This window comes from Jannaschia faecimaris (assembly GCF_900107415.1).
Lineage (GTDB): Bacteria > Pseudomonadota > Alphaproteobacteria > Rhodobacterales > Rhodobacteraceae > Jannaschia > Jannaschia faecimaris.
On sequence record NZ_FNPX01000002.1, the window covers coordinates 297,568 to 318,859 of the forward strand.

Consider the following 21,292-nt stretch of genomic DNA (forward strand, 5'->3'; position numbering starts at 1 on the left):
TGCCGCTGGTCCAACCAAAAACGGCCCGACTCGGGAATCACCGAGACGGGCCTTTGGAATCCTTTGGGGAGGTTAGTGCGCGGGTGACGCGCTCAGCTTTTCGATCTCCTGCTTGATCGCCAGCTTTCGTTTCTTCATCTCGGTCAGGGCGATGGAATCTACACCCGGGCTACGCGCCTCGGCTTCGACCTGTTGAGAGAGAGTTTCATGTTTCTTTCGCAGTTCCGACAGATGGGACGTGAGCGACATGGCAATCTCCTCTGATGTTTTAAGTAGAGCCAGTGCAGCACAAGACCCGGGCACCTGTCACGATATTTTCGAAACTGGCGGCGGATTGCTGCGTAAAATTTTCTCTAGGCCAGTGAAAATGCCCGTCCATCACGCAGAATCTGCTGCGCTGCGACTGTGTGATTGTCACGGTCTCCGTCGTGCATCGCCCCTTCGTGCAGGATGAGCGGCGCAAGCAACCGCAAGGGCGCGCGGCGTCCCTTGATCCCTTGAACGACGACGCGATGCGCCTCCTGCCCCGCCCGGCTGGTGATCGGCAGGATGACAAGATGCCCTAGCCGAGGCGACAAACTCACAATCATTTCCTGCAGCCGTTCGGCCCGCGCAATGACCGTCACGCTACCCTTTCGCCCCGCCCGACGCGCCGCCGCATCCAGCCATTTTCCGAAACCACCCGGACCATCCTCCCGCATTGCGGCTTCGCGGGCGGGGCGCGATGCGGTGCGCCCGGCACCCGCGGTGAAATAGGGCGAATTGCAGATCACATGGTCGAATGACCGTCGCAGAACCGGTGGAAGGCACAGCGCGTCGCCTTCCACGACATCAGCCTCGCCGTTCCGGCGCGCCAACGCCGCCACCCAAGGCTCCAACTCCACATCGGTCAGGTGCACACCTGGTACACGTCCGGCGAGGCAATACATCGCAGCACCCACACCGCATCCCATATCAGGCACCGTCTCGCCCGCACGTGCGGGACAGGTCGCGGCCAACAGCACCGCATCGGAGCCAGATCAAAACCCCCGGCGTGGCTGCAGCAGCGTCACGCGCCCATCCAGGAAGGCGTCTGCGGTCACGTCGCGGGCTTCCGTCACCGGCTGACGGAAACCCCGTTGTCGCGCAGGACGTCGCGCGCGTCCTCCAGATCGGCATCCGCGACCATCATGCGACGCGGCAGGATTCCGATAGACCCTTCGAGCACCGAGATGTTTTCATCCAGCACGAAGCAATCTATGTCTTCGCCGTCCAGAAGGACGGTTGCAAAAGCGATGATCGTAGGGTCGTTGGTGCGCAGCAATTCTTTCATGAATCAAGCTATGGGCGCGCCCCGCGCCATTGTCGAGGACCCGCCATGACCGAGGCCAAACCGATCAAGCCACACGAACGTCTGGCGGCCGCCTTGTCCGAGGACATGGACGCCGTGAACAATCTGATCACCACGCGGATGGCATCGGAAAATGCGCCCCGCATCCCCGAGGTGACGGCCCATCTGGTCAGCGCGGGCGGCAAGCGGGTGCGGCCCCTGCTGACGGTCGCTGCGGCGCGACTTTGTGGGTACGAAGGGGAGGATCACGTAAAGCTGGCCGCGACGGTGGAGTTCATCCACACCGCTACGCTGCTCCATGATGATGTCGTCGACGAGAGCGCGCAGCGGCGTGGCAGGCCGACGGCCAACCTGCTTTGGGACAACCAGTCAAGCGTTCTGGTGGGTGACTACCTGTTTGCGCGCTCGTTTCAGTTGATGGTGGAAACCGGCTCCTTGCGCATTCTGGACATCCTGTCGGGCGCGGCCGCCACGATTGCCGAAGGCGAGGTGCTGCAACTGACCGCCGCGCGCAACCTGGCCACCACCGAAGAGACCTATATCAAGGTGGTGCGCGGCAAGACCGCCGCCCTGTTCCAGGCCGCTTGCGAAAGCGGAGCGGTCATAGCGGGTGCGCCCGAAGATCACGTCGCCGCACTTGCCGATTTCGGCGATGCGCTCGGCGTAAGCTTCCAGATCATTGATGACTGGCTCGACTATGGCGGGGCGGGCGATGCCATAGGCAAGGACCTGGGCGACGACTTCCGCGAAGGAAAGCTGACACTGCCGGTCATTCGCGCGCTGACCAAGGGTGATGCCGAGGAGCGGACTTTCTGGAAGACCGCGCTGGAAAAGGGCAAAGCCGACGATCTGGGCCGGGCGCGCGCCATCCTTGCGAAGCATGGCACGCTGGAGGAAACCCGGCTGGAGGCCATCGCCTGGCGCGACCGCGCCAAGACCGCGCTCGGCCGCCTGCCCGCTAGCGACTTGCGCGACATGCTGGGCGATTTGGCCGATTACGTGGTCGCGCGCGCGCTTTAGGTCAGCGTGCAGGCGCGTACCCACCAGTCGGGGTGCGCCAGTCGGGCAGCGGCACCGGCCGCATCCGCCCCGGAGCCGTAAAGTCCGAAACACGTCGCCCCCGACCCGGACATCCGCGCCAACCCAGCCCCCGAGCCGCGCAGCGCCTCCAGTACATCCCCGATGCCCGGCGCAACGGTGAGGGCGGGCGGCTCGAGGTCGTTTCGTTGCTCTGCCAGCCAACCGACCAGTGATGTGGCGTCCGGCCAGCGCGGCAGATCCGGCATTGGCGCATTTTCAGGACTGACCAGCGCCCGAAACACCGCTGGCGTCGGGACAGGCAGGCCGGGATTGATCAGAACGGCGTGAAGCGGCGGTAGCGCGACAGGCTCCACCACCTCGCCGACCCCGCGCATCCGCGCCCCTTGCGCGGCCATGCAAACCGGCACATCAGCCCCAAGCGTCAGAATTTTGCCAACAGGCAGCTCCGCCCCTACCAGTCGTAGCGCGGCGGCCGCATCCGATGACCCACCGCCTATCCCTGCCGGGTGCGGCAACTGCTTGTCGAGAATTACCGCGCGGAAGACGCCAGCCAAAGCCAGCGCCTTGCGGATCAGGTTGCTGTCATCCGTCGGCACGCCCGCGGCGAACAGCCCCGTCACGGTCAGCCCGTCGCCCGGCGCGACAGTGAGTTTGTCGCCCACATCCGCGAAAGCCACCAACGAGTCGAGCAGGTGATACCCGTCCGCACGCCGCCCCGTTACATGAAGCGTCAGGTTGATTTTGGCAGGCGCAAACCCCGGCTCCACAGGTCAGTCAGCAGCTTTGATCGGGCCGACCCCGCCCTCTTCTTCCAACACGACGTCAAGCCCGGACTCAAGCTTGCGTCGGATGCGCTCGACTTGCTCCTCAGGCTCGAGCGATAGGGCGCGGCGCCATTGGAACTCCGCCTCGCGCTTGCGGCCAACGGCCCAGAGAACATCGCCCAGATGGTCGTTGATCAGCGGGTCCAACGGACTCAGCATCACCGCGCGTTCCATCGGCTCAACGGCTTCCTCGTATCGTCCAAGACGATACAGAACCCACGCCAGACTATCGGTGATGAACCCGTCATCGGGGCGGGCCGCGACCGCACGCTCGATCATGTCCAGCGCCTCGTCCAGCTTCATCCGCTGCTCGACCAACCCGTAGCCCAGATAGTTCAACACATTCGGGTTTCCCGGGTTCAAATCCAGCGCACGGCGAAAGTCGGCCTCCGCCTCCTCCCAGTCGCCAAGACGCTCCCGCGCGATGCCACGAGCGTAGAACAGCAGCCAATTACGCTCCGTCACATCGGGCAGAAGACCGATAGCCCGGTCATAGGCCTCGGCCGAGGTTTCGAACCGGTCCAGCCGCCGCAGCGCATCCGCCAGCGCGGCCCAGACTTCCACCTTGTCGCCGTCGCTTTGGGTCAGATCCTGCAATGCGGTGACGGCGGCATCCTCCGCCTCCATCGCCAGCATGATATCGGCGCGCGTGATCTCGGATTCGTAAAACGACGGATCGTCCGCCGGCACCGTTTCCAGAACCTGCTCGGCCAGATCGAGTTGCCCCTGCCCTTCCAGAAGTTGCGCAATCAGGACAAGCGCATCCACATGATCCGCCCGCAATGAGGCCGCCCCGCGCGCATTCAGCAAGGTGAATGTCGCCGAGGCATCGCTCGCAAGGAGCGCTGAAAACACGAAATAGGCTTCGGCCATTCCATCCTGCGGCGTTCGGATCAGGTCGAACGGGATATCTTGGCCCGCCGCCAATCGCTCTTGCAGATCGCGCAGCAATGCGTTGCTCGTCGCTTCGTTCGCCTTGGTCAGCAGGTCGAGCGCATCTTCCGGGCGGCCGAGCTGCGTCATGACCTGCGCATGGGCTGCAATCCCACGGGTGGTCGCGTCCAGCAGACCGTCGCCTGACCGCCCTGACATCACCTCGTCCGCGCCTTCGAAATCTCCGGTCATCGCCAGAAAATAAGCCTTATGTTGCAAGGCGAAGGGCGTGAATGCCTCGGTCTCGGCCAAGGCATCGAAGGCCGTCAGCGCGCGCTCGGGGTCGTCATCGGCCGCCGCAATCCATCCCAGCAGCAAACCATCAAGCAACGGGCCGGCCACGCCGTCACCTTCGATAAGCCCACGAGCCGTCCCCAGGTCACCATCGCGCAGGGCCACCACCATCCGCGCGCTGCCTGCGAACTGGCTGCTTTCCCCCTGCGATTCAAGGATGTCGGCGACGCCTACCGCCGCATCGAAATCCCCCAAAACCGAATAGATAATCAGTGCGTTCTCAAGGATCTGCGGCGTCGTTTCACCCTGTGCAAGCAGTTCGGCGTAGCTTTCGCCGGCCGCTGCATAGTCATTCGTGAACCCCGCCACCCGCGCGGACAGATATGGCCCCGCGATGCCCTGCGACAATGCGGGAAATGGGGCCAGGCATGCTGCGGCCAACAGAAGCGAACGGAGCATGGGGTACCTCTCTCTCGGGGCTTTCCGGCCCACGTTTGCGATACGCTAGGGGCCGATGCGTCAGGATGCAACGCGCGCCCGCGCCACTCACCCTGCTTTGCGTGGAAAATTTCGACTCCGGGAAAGCACGGCCCCGCATTCGCGTTGGAACACAGGGCCGACGGATCGATTGCCAGGGCGATCACATGTTCGGGTAATTCGGTCCATCGCCGCCCTGCGGCGTGGTCCAGACGATGTTCTGCGACGGGTCCTTGATGTCGCAGGTCTTGCAGTGGACGCAGTTCTGGAAGTTGATCTGGAACTTGGCGTCCGCCCCCTCGCCCACGAACTCGTAGACCCCTGCCGGGCAATACCGCGCCGACGGCCCCGCGTATTTCGGCAGGTTGACCGCCACCGGCACGTCCTCATCCTTCAGTTTCAGGTGCGCGGGCTGGCTTTCCTCGTGGTTGGTGAAGCTGAAGGCCACGTTGGTTAGCCGGTCGAACGACAACTTGCCGTCGGGCTTCGGATAGACGATTTCCTGGTGCTTGGACGCTTCCTCGGTGGCGGCGGCGTCGGTTTTGCCGTGCTTGAAGTTGAACGGCGACCAACCGGTCAGGTTCTGCAACCACATGTCCGCCCCGCCCACCGTCAGCGAAGCCGTCAGGCCGTAGTTCGACCAAAGTGGCTTGACGTTGCGCACGCGCTTAAGGTCCTTGGCAATGGCCCCCGTCCGCACTTCAGTATCGTAACCTTCCAGCACGTCGCCCTCGCGCCCGGCCTGGATCGCCTCCCAGGCGGACTCTGCCGCGGCTTTGCCCGACAGCATCGCGTTGTGGTTCCCCTTGATGCGCGGGACGTTGACCATCCCCGCCGAGCAGCCCAGAAGAACGCCGCCAGGAAAAGCCGTCTTGGGCAGAGATTGCCACCCGCCTTCGGTGATAGCCCGCGCGCCGTAAGCCACGCGCTTGCCGCCTTCCAGAAGCTCGGCCACCATCGGGTGATGTTTGAACCGCTGGAATTCCATGAAGGGGAACACGTATGGGTTTTTGTAGTTCAGGTGGACGACAAACCCGACGTAGACCTGATTGTTGTCCAGATGATAGATGAAGCTGCCGCCCCCGGCATTCTTGCCCAGCGGCCAGCCCATCGTATGCACGACCTTGCCCGGCTGATGTTTGTCCGGGTCGATCTCCCAGATTTCCTTCATGCCAAGGCCGTATTTCTGCACGTCGGAATTGGCGTCCAGCTTGTGATGCGCGATGACCTGCTTGGATAGCGACCCACGCACGCCTTCGGCCAGCATCACGTATTTGCCGTGCAACTCCATCCCCGGCTCGTAACCCGGCCCTTCGGAGCCGTCGGAATTCCTGCCGAATTCCCCCGCGACGACACCCTTCACCCGGTCGCCGTCCATCACCAGCTCCGAACAGGCCATGCCGGGGAAAATCTCGACGCCCAAGTCTTCGGCTTGCTGAGCCATCCAGCGGCAGACGTTCCCCATGGAGACGACGTAGTTGCCGTGGTTCGACATCAGCGGCGGCATCGCGGCGTTGGGAACGCGGACCTTCCCCTCCTCGCCCAGAACATAGAACGCATCCGACGTAACCGGCACATCAAGCGGCGCGCCCCTTTCCTTCCAGTCGGGGATCAACGCGTTGAGGCCCGACGGATCCAGTACTGCCCCCGACAGGATATGCGCGCCAACCTCGGAGCCCTTTTCCAGCACGACGACGCTGATGTCCGGGTCCAGTTGCTTGAGCCGGATTGCGGCCGACAGGCCCGCCGGTCCCGCCCCCACGATGACCACGTCATATTCCATCGCTTCGCGTGTCACTGCCTCGGACATCCCGGCCCCCTGTCGGTAAATTTTTCTGGACCCCGATATGCGGCCCCTCGCCGGACAGGTCAATCGCAGCGCAACATAGTGTCGCAGCGTCTTGCCGCGCCACATCACTTACGCGCCGCCCCCGCCGGCTCCCCCTTTCCGAAAATATCCCCGCCGCAGGCCCCCCCGTTCCAACCCGCGCAACCGTTCTATATGAGGACGCGACACCTCGAGAGGGACCGACATGAAACCGATCCGTATTTTCTGGCTTATCCTCTGCGTGGCGGGCGTGATCCTTCCCATGCGCTATTTCCTGCCCTGGCTTCAGGCCAACGACTGGAACATCGGCGCGATGATCGACGCCTGGCACGTCAACGATGCCAGCAGCGGTCTTGTCTGGGACCTGACGGTGGCGGCAATCACGCTGACCGTCTGGGTGATTTACGAGTCGGTGAAGACGCGCAATTGGACCGGCCTGATCGCGATCCCTGCCACCTATTTCATCGGCGTGTCGCTGGGCTTGCCCCTGTACCTGTTCCTGCGGAGCCGCTGATGGACCACTTCCTCTACCGCGACGGCGCGCTTCATGCCGAAGACGTCCCCCTGACCGAAATCGCGCGCGGCGTGGGCACTCCGGTCTACGTCTATTCCGCGGCGACGCTCTTGCGGCATTACAACCTGTTTGACGAAGCCTTGGCCTGGGGCCCGCATCTTGTCTGCTATGCCGTCAAAGCGGCCAGCAATGTCGCAATCCTCAAGTTGCTGGGAGACGCGGGTGCCGGCATGGATGTCGTTTCCGAGGGCGAATACCGCCGCGCCCGCGCCGCCGGTGTTCCCGGTGACCGCATCGTGTTCTCCGGCGTGGGCAAGACCGAGGGCGAGATGCGGTACGTCCTGCAAAACGGCATCCGCCAGATCAATCTGGAGAGCGAGCCGGAGATGCGCCTGCTGTCGAAGGTGGCGACCGAGTTGGGCGTCGAGGTGCCCGTTACCGTTCGCGTGAACCCCGACGTCGATGCCAAGACCCACGAGAAGATCGCAACCGGAAAATCCGACAACAAGTTCGGCATCCCCATTTCCCGTGCGCGCGAAGTCTACGCCGAAATCGCCACGCTGCCCGGCCTCAGGGTCGTCGGCATCGACGTGCATATCGGCTCGCAACTGACCGATCTGGAGCCATTCCGCGCGGCCTATCGCAAAGTCGCCGACCTGACCGGGGTCCTGCGCGCCGACGGGCACGAGATCACCCGCCTCGATCTTGGTGGGGGTCTGGGCATTCCCTATGCGCGCTCGAACCTCGCGCCGCCGGTGCCGATGGAATACGGGACTGTCATCCAGGAGGAAGTCGGCCACCTGGGCTGCGAAATTGAGATTGAGCCGGGTCGCCTGATCGCGGGCAACGCGGGCATCCTGTTGACCTCGACCATCTTCGTGAAGGAAGGCGAGGGCCGCGATTTCCTGATCGTGGATGCAGCCATGAACGACCTGATCCGCCCCGCGATGTACGGCGCGCACCATGATATCGTCCCCGTGGTCGAGCCGGCCCCCGGCGTCGAAACCCGCGCCTTCGACATCGTCGGCCCCATCTGCGAGACGGGTGACACATTTGCCAAGGGCCGCGACATGCCGCCCGTCGGCCCGCACGACCTGATCGCCTTCCGCTCTGCCGGGGCCTATGGGGCCGCGATGTCGAGTGAGTACAACTCCCGCCCCCTTATCCCGGAGGTGCTGGTGCAGGGCGATCAATACGCGGTGATCCGCCCGCGCCCGACCTATGAGGAGATGATTTCACGCGATAGTGTTCCCCATTGGCTGGAATGATCCTACCTTAGACGTGACCAACCACGGGGAGGGTCGTTTGACCGACAAAAAGTCGCCCGCCAAAAGCTCCATCGCGCGAGCCATGCGCCTGACGCACCTCGGCCTCTGGGCTGAACGCATCACCCGTACGTTCTGGTCGGCGTGGACCGTCGCTTTTGTCGGCTTGGCGATCTGGGCGTCTGGCCTCCTGCCTCCATTGTGGGAATGGACGGCCGTGGGTGCCTTGATGATCGCCACGGTGGGCTTCGTTGTCGCAGGTTTGTGGAATTTCATCGCCCCGACCCAAGCTGACGCCATGGCACGGCTGGATGAAACGCTGCCCGGTCGCCCCCTTACCGCGTTGTCGGACCATATGGCCGTCGGATCGGACGATCCGCAGGCCGCCGCTGTCTGGGCCGCGCACCGTCGCCGCATGAGCGCGCGTCTGGCAGGAGCGAAAGGCGTCCCCGGCAATCTGCGCATCTCGCATCGCGATCCCTATGCCTTGCGCTACATGGCCGTGCTGTTCGCGGCCATTGCGGTTCTGTTCGGCACGCTCTGGCGGGTGCCCGAGGTGCCGCAGCTTCCGGGCATTGGCCAACAGGTCGCGACCGGGCCTGCCTGGGAAGGCTGGCTGGAGCCACCGCGCCACACCGGCCTGCCGACGCTCTATCTCAAAGACATCGCGCCGGGTCCGGTCGACGTCCCCAAGGGCACGCGCGTGACTGTCCGCCTTTACGGCGAGACCGGCGCGCTTGCCGTGTCCGAAACCGTATCGGGCCGGTCCGAGACGCAACCCTCCGAACCGCTCCAGGACTTCAGGGTTAGCCAATCAGGCACGCTTTCGATCGACGGAACCGACGATGCGCCGCTCTGGACCCTGACCGCCACCCCGGACGCCGCCCCCGTGATCGCCACCAGCGGCGAAGCCGCCTTCGAATTCCCCGATCAGGTCACGCTCCCGTGGACCGCCGCGGACGACTACGGCGTGACGGCGGCGGAAATCACCATCGCGTTGAACCCGGACGCGGCCGAGCGCCGTCACGGCCTTTCGATCGAACCCGAACCTCGAGAGCCGCTGACGCTCGATATGTCGCTTCCCATTGCGGGCGACCGCACCGATATCATCGAGATCTTCCGCGCCGAACTGACCGAGCACCCCTTGGCTGATATGCCGGTGACGATCAACCTGTCCGCGACGGATGCCGCCGGACAAACAGGCACCACAGTTGACCGCATCGTCCTGCCGGGACGCGCCTTCTATGACCCGATTGCCGCAGCCCTGATCGAACAGCGCCGCGACCTGAACTGGTCACGCGCGAACCGGGCCCGCGTTTCGCGCTTGCTCAAGGCCATCACGTGGCAGGCCGACGGCAGCTGGAATGCGCCCACCGCCTATATCATCACACGCATGGCGATACGTCGTCTGGATGGCGGGCCGCTGACGCTTGAGACACGTGACGAAGTGGCCGAGATGCTGTGGCAGGCCGCCGTGCGGATCGAGGACGGATCGCTCGACAGCGCGCTGGCCCGTTTGCGCGAGGCGCAGGAGCGTCTTGCCGAGGCCATCCGGCAGGGAGCTTCGCCCGAGGAAATCGACCGCCTGATGGCCGAAATGCGTGAGGCGATGGACGACTACACCCGTCAGCTTGCCCAACAGCAGGGCCAACAGGGTCAGCAGCAACAGGCACAGGGCGAGACGCAGGAAATCACACCCGACATGTTGGATCAGATGATGCAACGCATCGAGGAGTTGATGGCGCAGGGCCGCACCGCGGAGGCGCAGGAGCTTCTGCGGCAGCTTCAAGAAATGATGGAGAATATGCAGGTTACGCAGGGCCAGGGTGGCGGTCAGGGCCAGCAGGGCGAAGGCGAGCAGGCCATGGACGAGCTGCGCGACCAATTGAGAGAGCAGCAGGAACTCTCGGACGAGGCCTTCCGCCAGTTGCAGGAGCAATTCGGCCAACAAGGTCAGCAGCCCGGCCAACAGGGGCAACAGGGCCAGCAAGGCCAACAGGGTCAGGGCGAACAGCCCGGACAGGGTCAGCAACCCGAACGAGGCCAATCCGGCCAACAAGGCGAGACCCGCCAATCCCAGAATCCCGGCCAGGGTGGCGGTCAGAGTCGCCCCGGCGATCAGCCCGGACAGGGCGGCAACGGCACCGATGCACAGGCCCTGGCCGAACGTCAGCAGGCGCTGCGCGAGGGACTTGAGACACTGCGCAATAACCTTCCGGGTGCGGGCACCGAAGCCGGCGATGCCGCGCGCGATGCCCTCGGTCGTGCCGAGGGTGCCATGGAAGACGCGGAGCGGGACCTGGCCGACGGCAACCTGGGCGGCGCGCTGGACGACCAGGCGCGCGCCATGGACGCCTTGCGCGACGGGATGCAGGAGTTGGGCCGCGCGCTGGCCGACGACCGCCAACCGGGCAGCAAGCAGCCCGGCAATCAGGGTCAGCAGGGCAATCGCGCCGGACGCGCCATCGACCGCGACCCGCTTGGCCGTCAGTCCGGCGAAGGTGGCCAAATCGGCAGCGCGGACCCGCTGGGTGAAGGGCCGGAAGCGCAGCGCCGTGCCCGCGATCTGATGGATGAGATACGTCGCCGCTCGGGCGAACGTGATCGCCCGGAAATCGAACTGGACTACCTGCGCCGCCTGCTTGACCGGTTCTGAGTGCGTCTACCTGTCGGGTGCGATGCTGGCGGTAAGCGCCTCGGTGGCGGCCGCCAGAGCAACGCGCTGCTCGTCGACCCATGCTACGTATTTCGAAAGCATTGTCGCGAGTTGCGGCACGGCCTCGCTGATCTGCCCGGCAAAAACGTAGACGCCAAGCAGGACTATGATGATCGCACACATCAGCAGGAAACCGATCCGGAAGCCACTGCTGCGTCTTGCCTCCTCCGGGGCCTCAGACTCCTCACCGGACAGCGCCTCGGCCTCGGCGGCGCGTTCGTCAGGACGCAGGGATGAATTGATTTCCTCGATATCGGGCAACAATTCCCGACGCGCCGACCTTGAGGACGTCGGTGCGGTGTCGTTGGCGGCCGCGTCGTCCTCGGCCAAGATGTCCTCGTCCGGGTCGTCTTCCTCGACCTGCGTTACGCTGGCATCGCGCAGGGTTGCGGCGATCACGTCCGACATGTCGACATCATCGTCCTGCGCCGGCTCGGGTACCCGTCCTGACGGTGCTCCCCTCTCGCGCGAATCGGAGCTGCGGGCTCGGGCTCGCGCCAGAGAGGCCGCGGCGGCCATGCGCGCCCGCTCGGTCGCAGCCTGTGCACGGTGCTCAACAACGGCCTCCGCCTCGGCCTTATCAACCTCAGGCTCGGGTGCGGGTTCGGTCACATCGTTTTCAGCGTCGTCAGACGTCTCGCCCGAAATGTCGGATGCCTCACCCGCTGCGCGCAGGCGCTCCTCCCGCTCCCGCTCCTCGCGCAGGATATCCAGCATTTCCGGATCAGGTTCCCGGCGACGGGGCCTTGAACCCGGAGGCACGGCATCCCGCTGTGTTTTCTTGTCTTCGCCGTCATCTTCGCGGCCGAGATCGTCTTTATCGTGGTCCGCGACATCGTCGACAGCATCATCAGGCATCGTCGATGCCTTGTGCCCCGGTCGCCGGACTGCGCGTTCCTCTACCGCACTTGCTGCACGGGGGCGTCCGCCCTGAAACCATGTCGTTCCGCAATTCGAGCATTGAACTTCCCGTCCATCAGACGGGATCATGTCGTCACCCACTTCGTACTGGGCGTTGCAATTGGGACAGGTGATACGCATGGGTGGGACGTCATATCCTGTGTGTGTGGTTAACAATTGCCCTTACCGCGCCCGATTGATCCACGGGTGTCAACCCTGACGGCCTGCTTGCACCGGCGGTTTGTGGCGTGAAGACCCAGAAAGGCGGTGATTGCGTCAAAATCATGGCTGGGGCAGAAGGGCGGCAACGCGAGGGGACAACCGTGATCGAGCTGCAGAGCGCAGGATATTCCTATGGTGGCGCAGGGCTGCTGGCCGGGTTGGACCTTGGCTTGCCGCCGGGGTCATTCCACTTTCTGATCGGTCCATCGGGTGCGGGCAAGACCACGCTGCTCAGGCTGTGCTATGGTGATCTGAAACCGACCTCCGGCCAGGTTCTTCTGGACGGGCGCGATACGCGGACGTTCGACCGCGATGGTCTGGCACGGATCCGGCGAAGGATCGGCGTGGTGCACCAGGATTGCCAATTCATCGACCACCTGTCGATCCGCGAAAACGTGGCGCTGCCCCTGACCGTCTCGGGCCGCGATGTGGCGGCGGAGGCGACGAACCTCGATCAACTTCTGAGTTGGGTCGGGCTGGCACCGCGCGCCAACGCCCTGCCACCCGAACTGTCGGGGGGCGAACGCCAACGTGCGGCGCTGGCGCGGGCGGTCATAATGGACCCGGAGATTATTATCGCCGACGAACCCACGGGAAACATTGACTGGGAAATGTCCCAGCGCCTGCTGTCCCTGCTGGCCGAACTGAACCGAATGGGCAAGACCGTGCTGGTGGCAACGCATGACCTTGCCCTGATCCGCGCGGCAAAGGCCCAGGTTTCGGCCCGCGTGTTACGGCTGGCCAACGGCGTTCTGACGACGGGGGCCGCGTTGTGAAGGCCTTGCGCGCCCTTCTGAATGCCGCGCTTGGCGACCGCCAGGCCGATCGCGTCGTCCCTCCCACGGGACACACGGTATGGCTGACGGTTCTGACTGCCGGGGCCATGGCCTTTCTCGCGGTGTTCGCGCTGGCGCTGTCGCTGGCGACGGGGCGGCTGGCGGACCGCTGGGCCGACAGTCTGGCCCAAGCGGCAACCATCCGCATTTCCGCCCCGCCCGAGCAGGCCGACGCACAGGTCGCCGCGTTAGAGACGATCTTGTCGGCCACCCCAGGTATCGCGGAAGCCCGCGTTCTGGAGCAGGCCGAGCAGCTCGCCCTTCTGGAGCCATGGCTGGGCCCGGACCTTCCGCTCGACACCCTGCCCCTGCCCCGCCTGATCGAGGTGACAGGCACGGAGGATCTGGACGTCGAGGGGTTGCGTCAAAGGCTGGCGGCCGAAGTGCCGGGGGCCACCTATGACGATCACACCCGCTGGCGACAGCCACTGGTGCAGGCGGCGGACCGGTTACGCAGCCTGGGGTGGATCGCACTTGCACTGATCGCGGGGACGCTGGCCGCAATGATCACACTGGCTGCGCGCGCCGCCCTTGCCGCGAACCGTCAGATCATCCACGTCCTGCGCCTCGTCGGCGCACGTGACGCTTACGTCATCCGCGCCTTTACCCGCCGTTTCACCCTGCGGACCGCGATGGGTGCCGCTGTCGGCGCGACGTCAGGCGGCCTCGCGATTGCATTTCTTCCGCAGGCGGACCCCGCAGGCGGGTTTCTGACGGGGCTAGGCTTCAACGGCGCGGGTTGGCTTCTGCTGCCGCTCATTCCCCTCTTTGCCGGGGCTGTCGCCTTCCTGGCCACCCGTCGCGCGGCATTTCGCGCGCTGGCCGGTTTCGAATAAGGACCCCCGATGCAATTGATCCGCTCCGCGCTTTTCAACGTCACAATGTATGTCTGGATGGCGATCGTGGGCATTGCCTGCATCCCACTGCTCATCGCCTCGCCCGAGGGGGCCCGCTGGGCCTGCAGCTTCTACGCGCGAAGCACCCTGTGGCAGTTGGCCAGGATCACCGGCCTGCGCAGCGAGATCCGCGGCACCGTGCCCACTGGAGGCGTTCTGGTGGCCGCCAAGCATCAAAGCTTTCTGGACATCATCCTGATCTGGACCGCGCTTTCGCGGCCCTTTTTCATCATGAAATCCATCCTGCGCTTTGCGCCGTTCCTGGGAATGTACGCGCTGCGGCTGGGGTGCATCCCCGTGCATCGCGGCAAGCGGACCGAGGCGATCAAGCTGATGCTTGCCGAAGTCCGCTCGGGCAAGCGCGAGGGGGGTCAACTGCTGATCTATCCGCAAGGGACGCGCGTCGCACCGGGGGCCAAGCGACCCTACAAGGTCGGGACGTTTGCCCTTTATGACCAGCTCAAGCAGCCCTGCGTTCCGGTCGCGACGAACGTAGGCGTCTTCTGGCCCAAGCGCGGCATATTGCGCAGGCCGGGGCTGGCGGTTGCCGAGTTTCTGGAGCCGATCCCGCCCGGCCTTGACCGTGCAACCTTCATGGCAACCCTTGAGGCGCGGATCGAGACCGCCTCGAACCGGCTGATGGAGGAAGCGGGCTTCCCCGTCGCAATAGACCCGCAGACCATCGGGGACCCGGTGGCACATGCCGCCCACGACGTCGCCGGCGGCAAGCACCACTAATCGGGAAAGCGCCGCGCATGGCACAGGCGATCATGATCCAAGGGGCGGGCTCCAACGTCGGCAAGTCGATGCTGGTCGCCGGGATCTGCCGCCATTTCGCGCGGCAGGGCCTGCGCGTGCGCCCTTTCAAACCTCAGAACATGTCTAACAACGCCGCCGTGACGGCGGACGGCGGAGAGATCGGGCGCGCCCAGGCCTTGCAGGCGATGGCCTGCGGCGTGGACCCGGTGACCGACATGAACCCCGTCCTGCTCAAGCCCGAGACCGACACCGGCAGCCAGGTCATTGTTCAGGGTCAGCGTCTGGCCACGGTGCGGGCAAGGGATTACGCCAAGCTGAAGCCGCAACTGCTGTCAGCCTGCCTCGGCAGTTATCGCCGCCTGGCATCGGGGGCCGACCTGATCGTGGTGGAGGGGGCAGGCTCCCCCGCGGAAATCAACCTGCGGGCGGGCGACATCGCCAACATGGGCTTTGCCGAGGCGGCAGACATTCCGGTCATCCTTGCCGGCGACATCGACCGGGGCGGCGTCATCGCGCAGTTGGTGGGCACGAAGGCCGTGCTCGACCCTTCGGACGCAACGCGCATAAAGGCATTCTTGGTCAACAAGTTTCGGGGCGACGTATCGCTGTTTGACGAAGGCACGGCGCAGATCGCCGCCCGAACCGGCTGGACGCCGTTGGGCACCGTGCCGTGGTTCGCCGACGCGTGGAAACTGCCCGCCGAGGATATCATGGACATCCGGTCGTCCAGACGCGAAGGGGCCTTTCGCATCGCGGTGCCGCGTCTGAGCCGGATCGCCAACTTCGACGATCTTGACCCACTCTCTGCCGATCCGGCGCTTTCGGTTGAGGTGATCCATCCGGGCCGCCCCCTGCCGGTCTGCGACTTGGTCCTTATTCCCGGCTCGAAATCCACCATCGCCGATCTCGCTGATTTCCGATCCAACGGCTGGCACATCGACCTGGCGGCACACGCCCGGCGCGGCGGGCACGTGCTGGGGATCTGCGGCGGCTACCAGATGCTGGGGTGCTCGATTGCCGATCCTGAAGGGTTGGAGGGTGCCCCAACCACGGTCGAAGGCCTCGGCCTGCTGGACGTGCACACCGTGATGCAACCGCGCAAGCACCTGTCCCGCGTGATTGCCACCGACGTTGAGAGTGGGGCAGCGGTGCCGGGCTACGAAATCCACCTGGGCCAGACGAGCGGCCCCGACACCATGCGCGGATGGCTGACCCGCGACGGCGCGCAGGTCGGTGCCGCAAGCGGCGACGGACGTGTCCGGGGGTGCTACCTGCATGGGCTGTTCGCAGGCGATGCCTTCCGCGCAGCCTATCTGGGGCGCATTGGTGTGGCGGTCGCGCCGACCGACTACAGCGCGGCGGTCGAGGCAACGCTGGATCTACTGGCCGATCATCTGGCGGCAACGCTCGACATGGACGCCATCGCGCAGATCGCCACCGATATCCGATAACCCCGTCCCGAGCGTTGCGGGGCTCGTGGCCCGTGCTAATGTCAGATCATACCTTTTCGTTCAGGAGATCCACATGTCCCGCGCCACCTTGCTCCGCGTTGTTGCCCTCGTGGCCGCCTGTGCTGCCACACCCGCCCTTGCCGCCCAATGCGGCAATGATGCCAGCGGCTGGGAACGTTGGAAAGGTCAATTCGCGCAGGAGGCGGCCGCCGTCGGCATCGGACAGCCGGGTCTGCAAGCATTGGGTGGTGCGCGCTATTCCACCCGTACAATCGCCGCCGACCGCAACCAGAAGGGCGTTCGATACGCCCTGAATGATTTCATCCGCATCCGCCTCGGCTCAATCGACGGGTTCGCCGCACAGGCCACGAACCGCCTGAACCAGAACCGCGCGTTCTTCAACTCGCTGGAGCAGCGCTACGGCGTGCCCGCTGGTATCTTGCTTGCAATCCACGGGATGGAGACGGGCTTCGGTCGCAACATGGGGTCCGAGAACGTCGTCTCCTCGATCCTGACCGTGGCCTATGACTGCCGCCGATCAGATTTCTTTACGCCCCACGCGCTGGCCGCGCTTCAGATGGTTGACCGCGGGATGCTGTCCCCCGGCCAGAACGGGGCCGCCCACGGCGAATTGGGCCACACCCAGTTCCTGCCGGGCAATGCGCTTCGATATGGCCAGGATGCAACCGGCGATGGGCGCGTCGATTTCTACAACATGGCCGACGCCATGGCTTCAACCGCAAACTTCCTGCGCCAGAAAGGCTGGCAACCGGGGCAACCGTTCAATGAGGGCACCGCAAACTTCCGGGTCCTGAATGAATGGAACGCAGCGACCGTGTACCAGCAGGCGATTGCGCTGTCAGCAGCCAAGATCCGGTAGTAAACGGAGCGGGTCGCGACAGCTCGCCCGGGATGGCCGCTCTGTTTCAGGCGCGCACGGGTCAGGTTCAATTTGAGGCCGTCTGGCACGTTTCTGAGAGGACATGTGCGCAACGGGCTCTGGTACAAAAACCGGTGGATCTATGATTTAGGTTAGGCTCTGGACCCATCATTAATTTGGTTGCGGAGAATACTGGGCTCTGTCAGGCGAAGTGCAGCGGGTGGAGCCATTCGGTTTCACCAAGTGTCCGCGCTCGGAATCGAGGAGCAGAGGGTGGGCGTGGTCATCGACATCACGTCATATCGCCGTTCGAGACTTGGCTGCGCCTCGGTCACGGGTTCGAAGTCGAGGTTCGCGTGGTTCTGTGGGAAGCGTCGGAGGCGCTGAAAGTGCCGGTCAACGCGCTCTTTCGCAACAGAGATGCCTGGGCTGTCTTCACCATGGTGGACGGACGCGCCCGAAGCGTCGAGGTGACGGTCGGAGAAAGGACGGACACCGAGGCGCAAATCATCTCGGGCCTCGCCCAAGGCTACATCGTGGTCCGCTTTCCCGACGACAGGATCGAGACCGGACTGCGCCTGGCCCCGCCACCTTGACGGCCTGCACCACGTTGCGACCCGAGAGCCCGCAGAATTTTTCATATTGTTAGTGAATAATCACCTTGAATCCGCGAAAGGTCGCGAGCTGAGAATACGCTGACAGAGGTACACCAATCGACCGGATCGACCGACTTGGGACGGTGTGCCGGGCAATCGAAACCGACGGATATCTTGTCCTGGTCCGCTTCCTGAAGCGGCGGCATCACTCATCCTCGGCATTGGTCGCTATCGGAGCCCGGCTTCCCCGAGCACGGAGGTCCTTCAGGAATGAAGCGAACCCGTCCTCGGGCTCCGCCGCGCCCATTGTGACGCTCTGACCGGGTCGACCGAAGGCCCGGTCCAGCAAAGCACAGGCGGCAGTGACACGCGCACTTTCGCTTCGGCCCTTCGCTGCAACCTCTGCGAGGGCCTGTAGAGCCGATTCTGCATGGCTCCGAGCCAGCTCAGAAAGCGCCGTTTTCTGAGCGGTCGTCGCCTTGTTTCGAGATCCTTTCGGGCGGCCCGCGCCCACCCTCTTTCCACCGTGTATACCCATTTCCATTCTTCCTCTCTGCAATCAGATATTAGTTGCCGCCCCGCTCCTGCCTCCACCCAAGTGCTAGCGTTCATTCAGGTTGCCATTCCCCCTCGCATCCATGTGACGCGCGTTTCTCCGATGGAATGGTATGTCTGCCGCAGTTTCGGAGAGCACCCTGCCGCCACATGCCGCCAGCAGCAGTCTCAAATACGCTCCGATCCTCCTTCCCGCAGTTTGCCGAAGGGTTGGTTTGGGGTCACAACTCAGAATGGAGCCAAACGGCGACGCCGTCAGACGGGCGGAATCTTCTCGAGGGGCGACCTTTTCGGAGGCTAGCAGTGAAGCTGTTAGCGTCTCATTCGGATCGGGGACTTGGTGAGCCGACTGAATTCGCACGAGGATACGGCAGTCAGCGCTCCCGAGACCATCTTGATCAGGATTTCTTCCTATACCGCTGTTCTGAATATGCTCGGAGGCTGATCCAGACCCACTCGCCGAGGCTGGCGCAAAAGGACCAGAACTGGCAGGCCCACGAAATCGCGGACAAAAAGGAAAAATATCAAATGAAAAAAGCAAAAGAAGTCCTCACTACAAGAGAGGCGCTTCCTGCTCTAACTGTCTGTTAAACCTGTCAGATCGCCTCCGTCAAGGATCGGCACATCAGATGAACAAGATTTATATATCAAGAATCGAACAAAATTGCCGACCAGCGAGGCTCATTTGAATCGATCAGAGTCTGGCAAGATTGCCCCTTCTGCCGAGCGAATTCGTTCTGCCGCATCTACGAAAGATCTTGCGGGAGACGCAGGGGCCCGGCCCGCGCAGCGTTTGAGCATTATTGAGACCAAGCCCCTGCACTTCGGGTTTCTGCTTGGCTTGGCAGGGCTGATGCCAACTACTCCACCAGGTGCATAGTCATGTGGGGACGCCGACGTGGCCGTCGGATTAAAACTCGGATGAATCAAATGCCGTCTTGCCAGCGGTGGCGGGAACCATGCTTTTGTCCCGGTGGATCGCCGCCGCGCTGAAGGTAACCTCCACGTGGACATTTCTAGGCGACAGTATCGCCGTCACCGGCGTCGAAAGCTCGGGTTTCGCCGGAGCCGAGATCTTCATCGTTCACGACGGGCGTCGCGCCTATCTTGAGCGCCATAGCGAGTGCTCGATCGAAGTCCTGGCAAAAACTAAGCGGGGCGGCGAGCGCCGCCTATGGTGCCGTTGCCCTGAGCATGGACGACAACACACTGATGTTTGGTTAATCCACGCTTCGAAAGCAAGAAAGGGCCGCCCCCGAAACCTCCGGAACCGGCCCTCTCGCATCATGCAGATATCTACTGGCCGGTGCCGCGAACGACCACGCCAGCGGTGCGGGCGATGATCAATATGTCGCCTAGGAAGCTGCGCTTGTGAAAGTAGGTGACATCCATGCGAACGCGCGTCTTGTAGTCGACATTACCGCGCCCGGCGACCTGCCAAAAACCGGTGATGCCCGGTTTGACCGACAGATAGCACCATTCGTAGCCTTGGTACTTCTTCAGCTCCACCTCGGTGACGGGGCGAGGGCCGACGAAGCTCATCTCGCCGCGCAGCACGTTCCATATCTGCGGCAACTCGTCGAGCGAGGTCTTGCGGAGAAAGTTGCCCAACCTCGTGACCCGGGGGTCGTCGCTCAGCTTGTAGCCGCGAGCCCATTCGGCCGCAGCCTCCGGGTTTTCCGCGAGATGACGCTCTAGCACCTCACCGGAATTCTCGACCATCGATCGTATCTTCCAGCAACGGAACGTGTGGCCGTCCTGGCCCACCCGCTTGTGTCCATAGATTCCAGCACCGCCATCAAGGCGCGTGATCACGCAAAGAGCGGCGATGACCGGGAGCAGAATCGGGAGCAGGAGAAGAGCGAGAACAAGATCAAAAGTGCGCTTACCGATCGCTGCGCCGCGACGTCTACGGACTGAACGAGAGAGATTTGCCTCAGCCGAGTAGTCAGACAGAGTCTGTGAAACTTTCATAAAATTACCTCTGAGGGTACCCAAAAAGCAGGGAGATTGGCAGGACTAGGTAAGGGTTGGCAGAACTGACCTCAGGCTAGCGGGCGAAAGGCGCGCAGGAAAGATTGTGACCTACCTTTGTCATCTTTCGGGCCGGTGAATCAATATTGAACTAAATCTTAATCGGTCCAGGGGCCAGAAGTGTGGATTCTGCGCGATTTCAGACCGGCTCACGACATGCTGCAACGCAGAATTCCTAACGGCGGAAATCCGCCAAGTGGCCATTGCACAAAGGGATCCCGGCGTTAAATCACCAGCCTGATGCGAACGCACTCGCAGAATCAACACCACTGAAATCATCGCTTTGCGTAAGAAACCGCCTCGACACAGTTCACAGAAAATCAAGCGGCCTTCGGGCCGGAAATGTGGCACCAGGCACTCGCGGCTGGTCGGCTTGGCCGGACTTGAACCACCCGCGCCAAGAAGTACGGAAGTACCAACAGGTTGATCGAGCCACCTTGATCCCTTGCCTATTCCGGCGGACCGCCGCCCAAGCGCGTACCATGCCCAACCTCCCCACCATCGTCTGCATGAATGTTCGCTACAGGCCGAACCTGAGGATGGGCTTCTGTCCGAATGCCTTGAGCAGGCTCCGATTGAAGCCGGGGCCGTTTCCGCCACCCGCTCGGTCGATCTGGCCGCCCGCACTGCTTACGGCGACGCCATGGTTATCGGCCAGCAACACCAAAACCTGGCGGCATAGTCAATCAGGCAATCGTGCCGGGGGCTCCAGAACTCAAGCCGCTCTGATGCCCCACCTTATATGACGACGGACAATCTGGGCGGTGACGACATAGACGGGGTGATGGTGATGGGAATGACACGATCAGTGGATCGGTCGGCGATTACAAGATTTTCGACGGCGCGGGGGATGACCGCGTCACTAGCAACTGTATTTCTCAGGTGGTCAGACGGGTCCACTTTTGACGTGATCTGCAAAGCGCATTCGCGATTGTGACGAGCTTTCTGGCGACGGCGGTTATGACCACTTTATGGGATTTTCCAGCAGCGCGCAGGCGATC

General features: G+C 63.5%; 18 protein-coding genes. 10 read left to right on the forward strand and 8 right to left on the reverse strand.

All coding sequences use genetic code 11. The annotated features are described in order from the left end of the window. Nucleotides 1–72 precede the first annotated feature (72 nt). From BLV27_RS04300 to BLV27_RS04310, 3 genes are all read right to left on the reverse strand, one after another. Nucleotides 73–249: a YdcH family protein gene (locus BLV27_RS04300; RefSeq protein WP_092642900.1), complete on the reverse strand. Its 177-nt coding sequence runs from the start codon at nucleotides 247–249 to the stop codon at nucleotides 73–75. 104 nt (nucleotides 250–353) lie between these two features. After that, nucleotides 354–1,004 carry a tRNA1(Val) (adenine(37)-N6)-methyltransferase gene (locus BLV27_RS04305; RefSeq protein ID WP_244504530.1) on the reverse strand — a complete coding sequence of 217 codons (651 nt, stop codon included), beginning with the start codon at nucleotides 1,002–1,004 and terminating at the stop codon, nucleotides 354–356. Nucleotides 1,005–1,096: 92 nt separating this feature from the next. Then, the gene (locus BLV27_RS04310) at nucleotides 1,097–1,312 is read right to left on the reverse strand and encodes a putative signal transducing protein (protein ID WP_092642903.1); all 216 of its coding nucleotides are present in this window, start codon (nucleotides 1,310–1,312) and stop codon (nucleotides 1,097–1,099) included. 45 nt (nucleotides 1,313–1,357) lie between these two features. Between BLV27_RS04310 and BLV27_RS04315 the strand changes: the two genes are divergently transcribed. Beyond that, nucleotides 1,358–2,350, forward strand: coding sequence for a polyprenyl synthetase family protein (locus BLV27_RS04315; RefSeq protein WP_092642906.1), 993 nt, complete (start codon nucleotides 1,358–1,360; stop codon nucleotides 2,348–2,350). Here the strand turns inward: BLV27_RS04315 and BLV27_RS04320 are convergent. The 3 genes from BLV27_RS04320 to BLV27_RS04330 form a co-directional block, all read right to left on the reverse strand. Continuing rightward, nucleotides 2,347–3,138, reverse strand: a complete 792-nt coding sequence (locus tag BLV27_RS04320) for a 4-(cytidine 5'-diphospho)-2-C-methyl-D-erythritol kinase (RefSeq protein ID WP_092642909.1) — start codon at nucleotides 3,136–3,138, stop codon at nucleotides 2,347–2,349. The two genes, BLV27_RS04315 and BLV27_RS04320, sit on opposite strands and share 4 nt — an antisense overlap. A 3-nt stretch (nucleotides 3,139–3,141) precedes the next feature. Next, nucleotides 3,142–4,821 carry a tetratricopeptide repeat protein gene (locus tag BLV27_RS04325; protein ID WP_092642913.1) on the reverse strand — a complete coding sequence of 560 codons (1,680 nt, stop codon included), beginning with the start codon at nucleotides 4,819–4,821 and terminating at the stop codon, nucleotides 3,142–3,144. A 181-nt stretch (nucleotides 4,822–5,002) separates the two neighbouring features. Then, nucleotides 5,003–6,649: an electron transfer flavoprotein-ubiquinone oxidoreductase gene (locus BLV27_RS04330; RefSeq protein ID WP_092642916.1), complete on the reverse strand. Its 1,647-nt coding sequence runs from the start codon at nucleotides 6,647–6,649 to the stop codon at nucleotides 5,003–5,005. A 223-nt stretch (nucleotides 6,650–6,872) separates the two neighbouring features. On the opposite strand from BLV27_RS04330, the gene BLV27_RS04335 reads away from it, so the two are divergent. The 3 genes from BLV27_RS04335 to BLV27_RS04345 are packed head-to-tail and all read left to right on the forward strand — an operon-like array spanning nucleotide 6,873 to nucleotide 11,102. Next, nucleotides 6,873–7,181: a DUF2834 domain-containing protein gene (locus tag BLV27_RS04335; protein ID WP_092642919.1), complete on the forward strand. Its 309-nt coding sequence runs from the start codon at nucleotides 6,873–6,875 to the stop codon at nucleotides 7,179–7,181. Then, nucleotides 7,181–8,449 (forward strand): diaminopimelate decarboxylase, encoded by a 1,269-nt coding sequence (lysA, locus tag BLV27_RS04340; protein ID WP_092642922.1) that lies wholly within the window; start codon nucleotides 7,181–7,183, stop codon nucleotides 8,447–8,449. Before BLV27_RS04335 ends, lysA begins: the two co-directional genes overlap by 1 nt. 37 nt (nucleotides 8,450–8,486) lie before the next feature. Beyond that, nucleotides 8,487–11,102, forward strand: coding sequence for a DUF4175 domain-containing protein (locus tag BLV27_RS04345; protein WP_342023728.1), 2,616 nt, complete (start codon nucleotides 8,487–8,489; stop codon nucleotides 11,100–11,102). A gap of 6 nt (nucleotides 11,103–11,108) precedes the next feature. Here the strand turns inward: BLV27_RS04345 and BLV27_RS04350 are convergent, their stop codons facing one another. Beyond that, complete coding sequence (locus BLV27_RS04350) at nucleotides 11,109–12,203, reverse strand: zinc-ribbon domain-containing protein (RefSeq protein WP_092642925.1); 1,095 nt, start codon at nucleotides 12,201–12,203, stop codon at nucleotides 11,109–11,111. Between the two features lie 182 nt (nucleotides 12,204–12,385). Between BLV27_RS04350 and BLV27_RS04355 the strand changes: the two genes are divergently transcribed. The 6 genes from BLV27_RS04355 (at nucleotide 12,386) to BLV27_RS04380 (ending at nucleotide 17,702) form a co-directional block, all read left to right on the forward strand. Then, complete coding sequence (locus tag BLV27_RS04355; RefSeq protein ID WP_092643033.1) at nucleotides 12,386–13,060, forward strand: cell division ATP-binding protein FtsE; 675 nt, start codon at nucleotides 12,386–12,388, stop codon at nucleotides 13,058–13,060. Beyond that, on the forward strand, nucleotides 13,057–13,956 hold the full coding sequence (locus BLV27_RS04360; protein WP_092642928.1) for a cell division protein FtsX: 900 nt from the start codon (nucleotides 13,057–13,059) through the stop codon (nucleotides 13,954–13,956). Before BLV27_RS04355 ends, BLV27_RS04360 begins: the two co-directional genes overlap by 4 nt. Nucleotides 13,957–13,965: 9 nt before the next feature. After that, nucleotides 13,966–14,754: a lysophospholipid acyltransferase family protein gene (locus BLV27_RS04365; protein WP_092642931.1), complete on the forward strand. Its 789-nt coding sequence runs from the start codon at nucleotides 13,966–13,968 to the stop codon at nucleotides 14,752–14,754. Between the two features lie 17 nt (nucleotides 14,755–14,771). Then, the gene (locus tag BLV27_RS04370) at nucleotides 14,772–16,226 is read left to right on the forward strand and encodes a cobyric acid synthase (RefSeq protein ID WP_092642934.1); all 1,455 of its coding nucleotides are present in this window, start codon (nucleotides 14,772–14,774) and stop codon (nucleotides 16,224–16,226) included. Nucleotides 16,227–16,299: 73 nt separating this feature from the next. Then, the gene (locus tag BLV27_RS04375; RefSeq protein ID WP_092642938.1) at nucleotides 16,300–17,106 is read left to right on the forward strand and encodes a lytic murein transglycosylase; all 807 of its coding nucleotides are present in this window, start codon (nucleotides 16,300–16,302) and stop codon (nucleotides 17,104–17,106) included. Nucleotides 17,107–17,462: 356 nt separating this feature from the next. Beyond that, nucleotides 17,463–17,702 carry an efflux RND transporter periplasmic adaptor subunit gene (locus tag BLV27_RS04380; RefSeq protein ID WP_092642941.1) on the forward strand — a complete coding sequence of 80 codons (240 nt, stop codon included), beginning with the start codon at nucleotides 17,463–17,465 and terminating at the stop codon, nucleotides 17,700–17,702. Between the two features lie 1,851 nt (nucleotides 17,703–19,553). Here the strand turns inward: BLV27_RS04380 and BLV27_RS04390 are convergent. After that, complete coding sequence (locus BLV27_RS04390) at nucleotides 19,554–20,231, reverse strand: sugar transferase (RefSeq protein WP_092642947.1); 678 nt, start codon at nucleotides 20,229–20,231, stop codon at nucleotides 19,554–19,556. Between the last annotated feature and the right edge of the window lie 1,061 nt (nucleotides 20,232–21,292).

Bases quoted from the DNA above. Each gene is read 5' to 3' on its own strand.
- BLV27_RS04375 (WP_092642938.1), top strand. From the start codon at position 16,300: ATGTCCCGCGCCACCTTGCTCCGCGTTGTTGCCCTCGTGGCCGCCTGT.
- BLV27_RS04310 (WP_092642903.1), bottom strand. From the start codon at position 1,312: ATGAAAGAATTGCTGCGCACCAACGACCCTACGATCATCGCTTTTGCA.
- BLV27_RS04390 (WP_092642947.1), bottom strand. From the start codon at position 20,231: ATGAAAGTTTCACAGACTCTGTCTGACTACTCGGCTGAGGCAAATCTC.
- lysA (WP_092642922.1), top strand. From the start codon at position 7,181: ATGGACCACTTCCTCTACCGCGACGGCGCGCTTCATGCCGAAGACGTC.
- BLV27_RS04315 (WP_092642906.1), top strand. From the start codon at position 1,358: ATGACCGAGGCCAAACCGATCAAGCCACACGAACGTCTGGCGGCCGCC.
- BLV27_RS04335 (WP_092642919.1), top strand. From the start codon at position 6,873: ATGAAACCGATCCGTATTTTCTGGCTTATCCTCTGCGTGGCGGGCGTG.
- BLV27_RS04300 (WP_092642900.1), bottom strand. From the start codon at position 249: ATGTCGCTCACGTCCCATCTGTCGGAACTGCGAAAGAAACATGAAACT.
- BLV27_RS04330 (WP_092642916.1), bottom strand. From the start codon at position 6,649: ATGTCCGAGGCAGTGACACGCGAAGCGATGGAATATGACGTGGTCATC.
- BLV27_RS04365 (WP_092642931.1), top strand. From the start codon at position 13,966: ATGCAATTGATCCGCTCCGCGCTTTTCAACGTCACAATGTATGTCTGG.
- BLV27_RS04325 (WP_092642913.1), bottom strand. From the start codon at position 4,821: ATGCTCCGTTCGCTTCTGTTGGCCGCAGCATGCCTGGCCCCATTTCCC.
- BLV27_RS04350 (WP_092642925.1), bottom strand. From the start codon at position 12,203: ATGCGTATCACCTGTCCCAATTGCAACGCCCAGTACGAAGTGGGTGAC.
- BLV27_RS04370 (WP_092642934.1), top strand. From the start codon at position 14,772: ATGGCACAGGCGATCATGATCCAAGGGGCGGGCTCCAACGTCGGCAAG.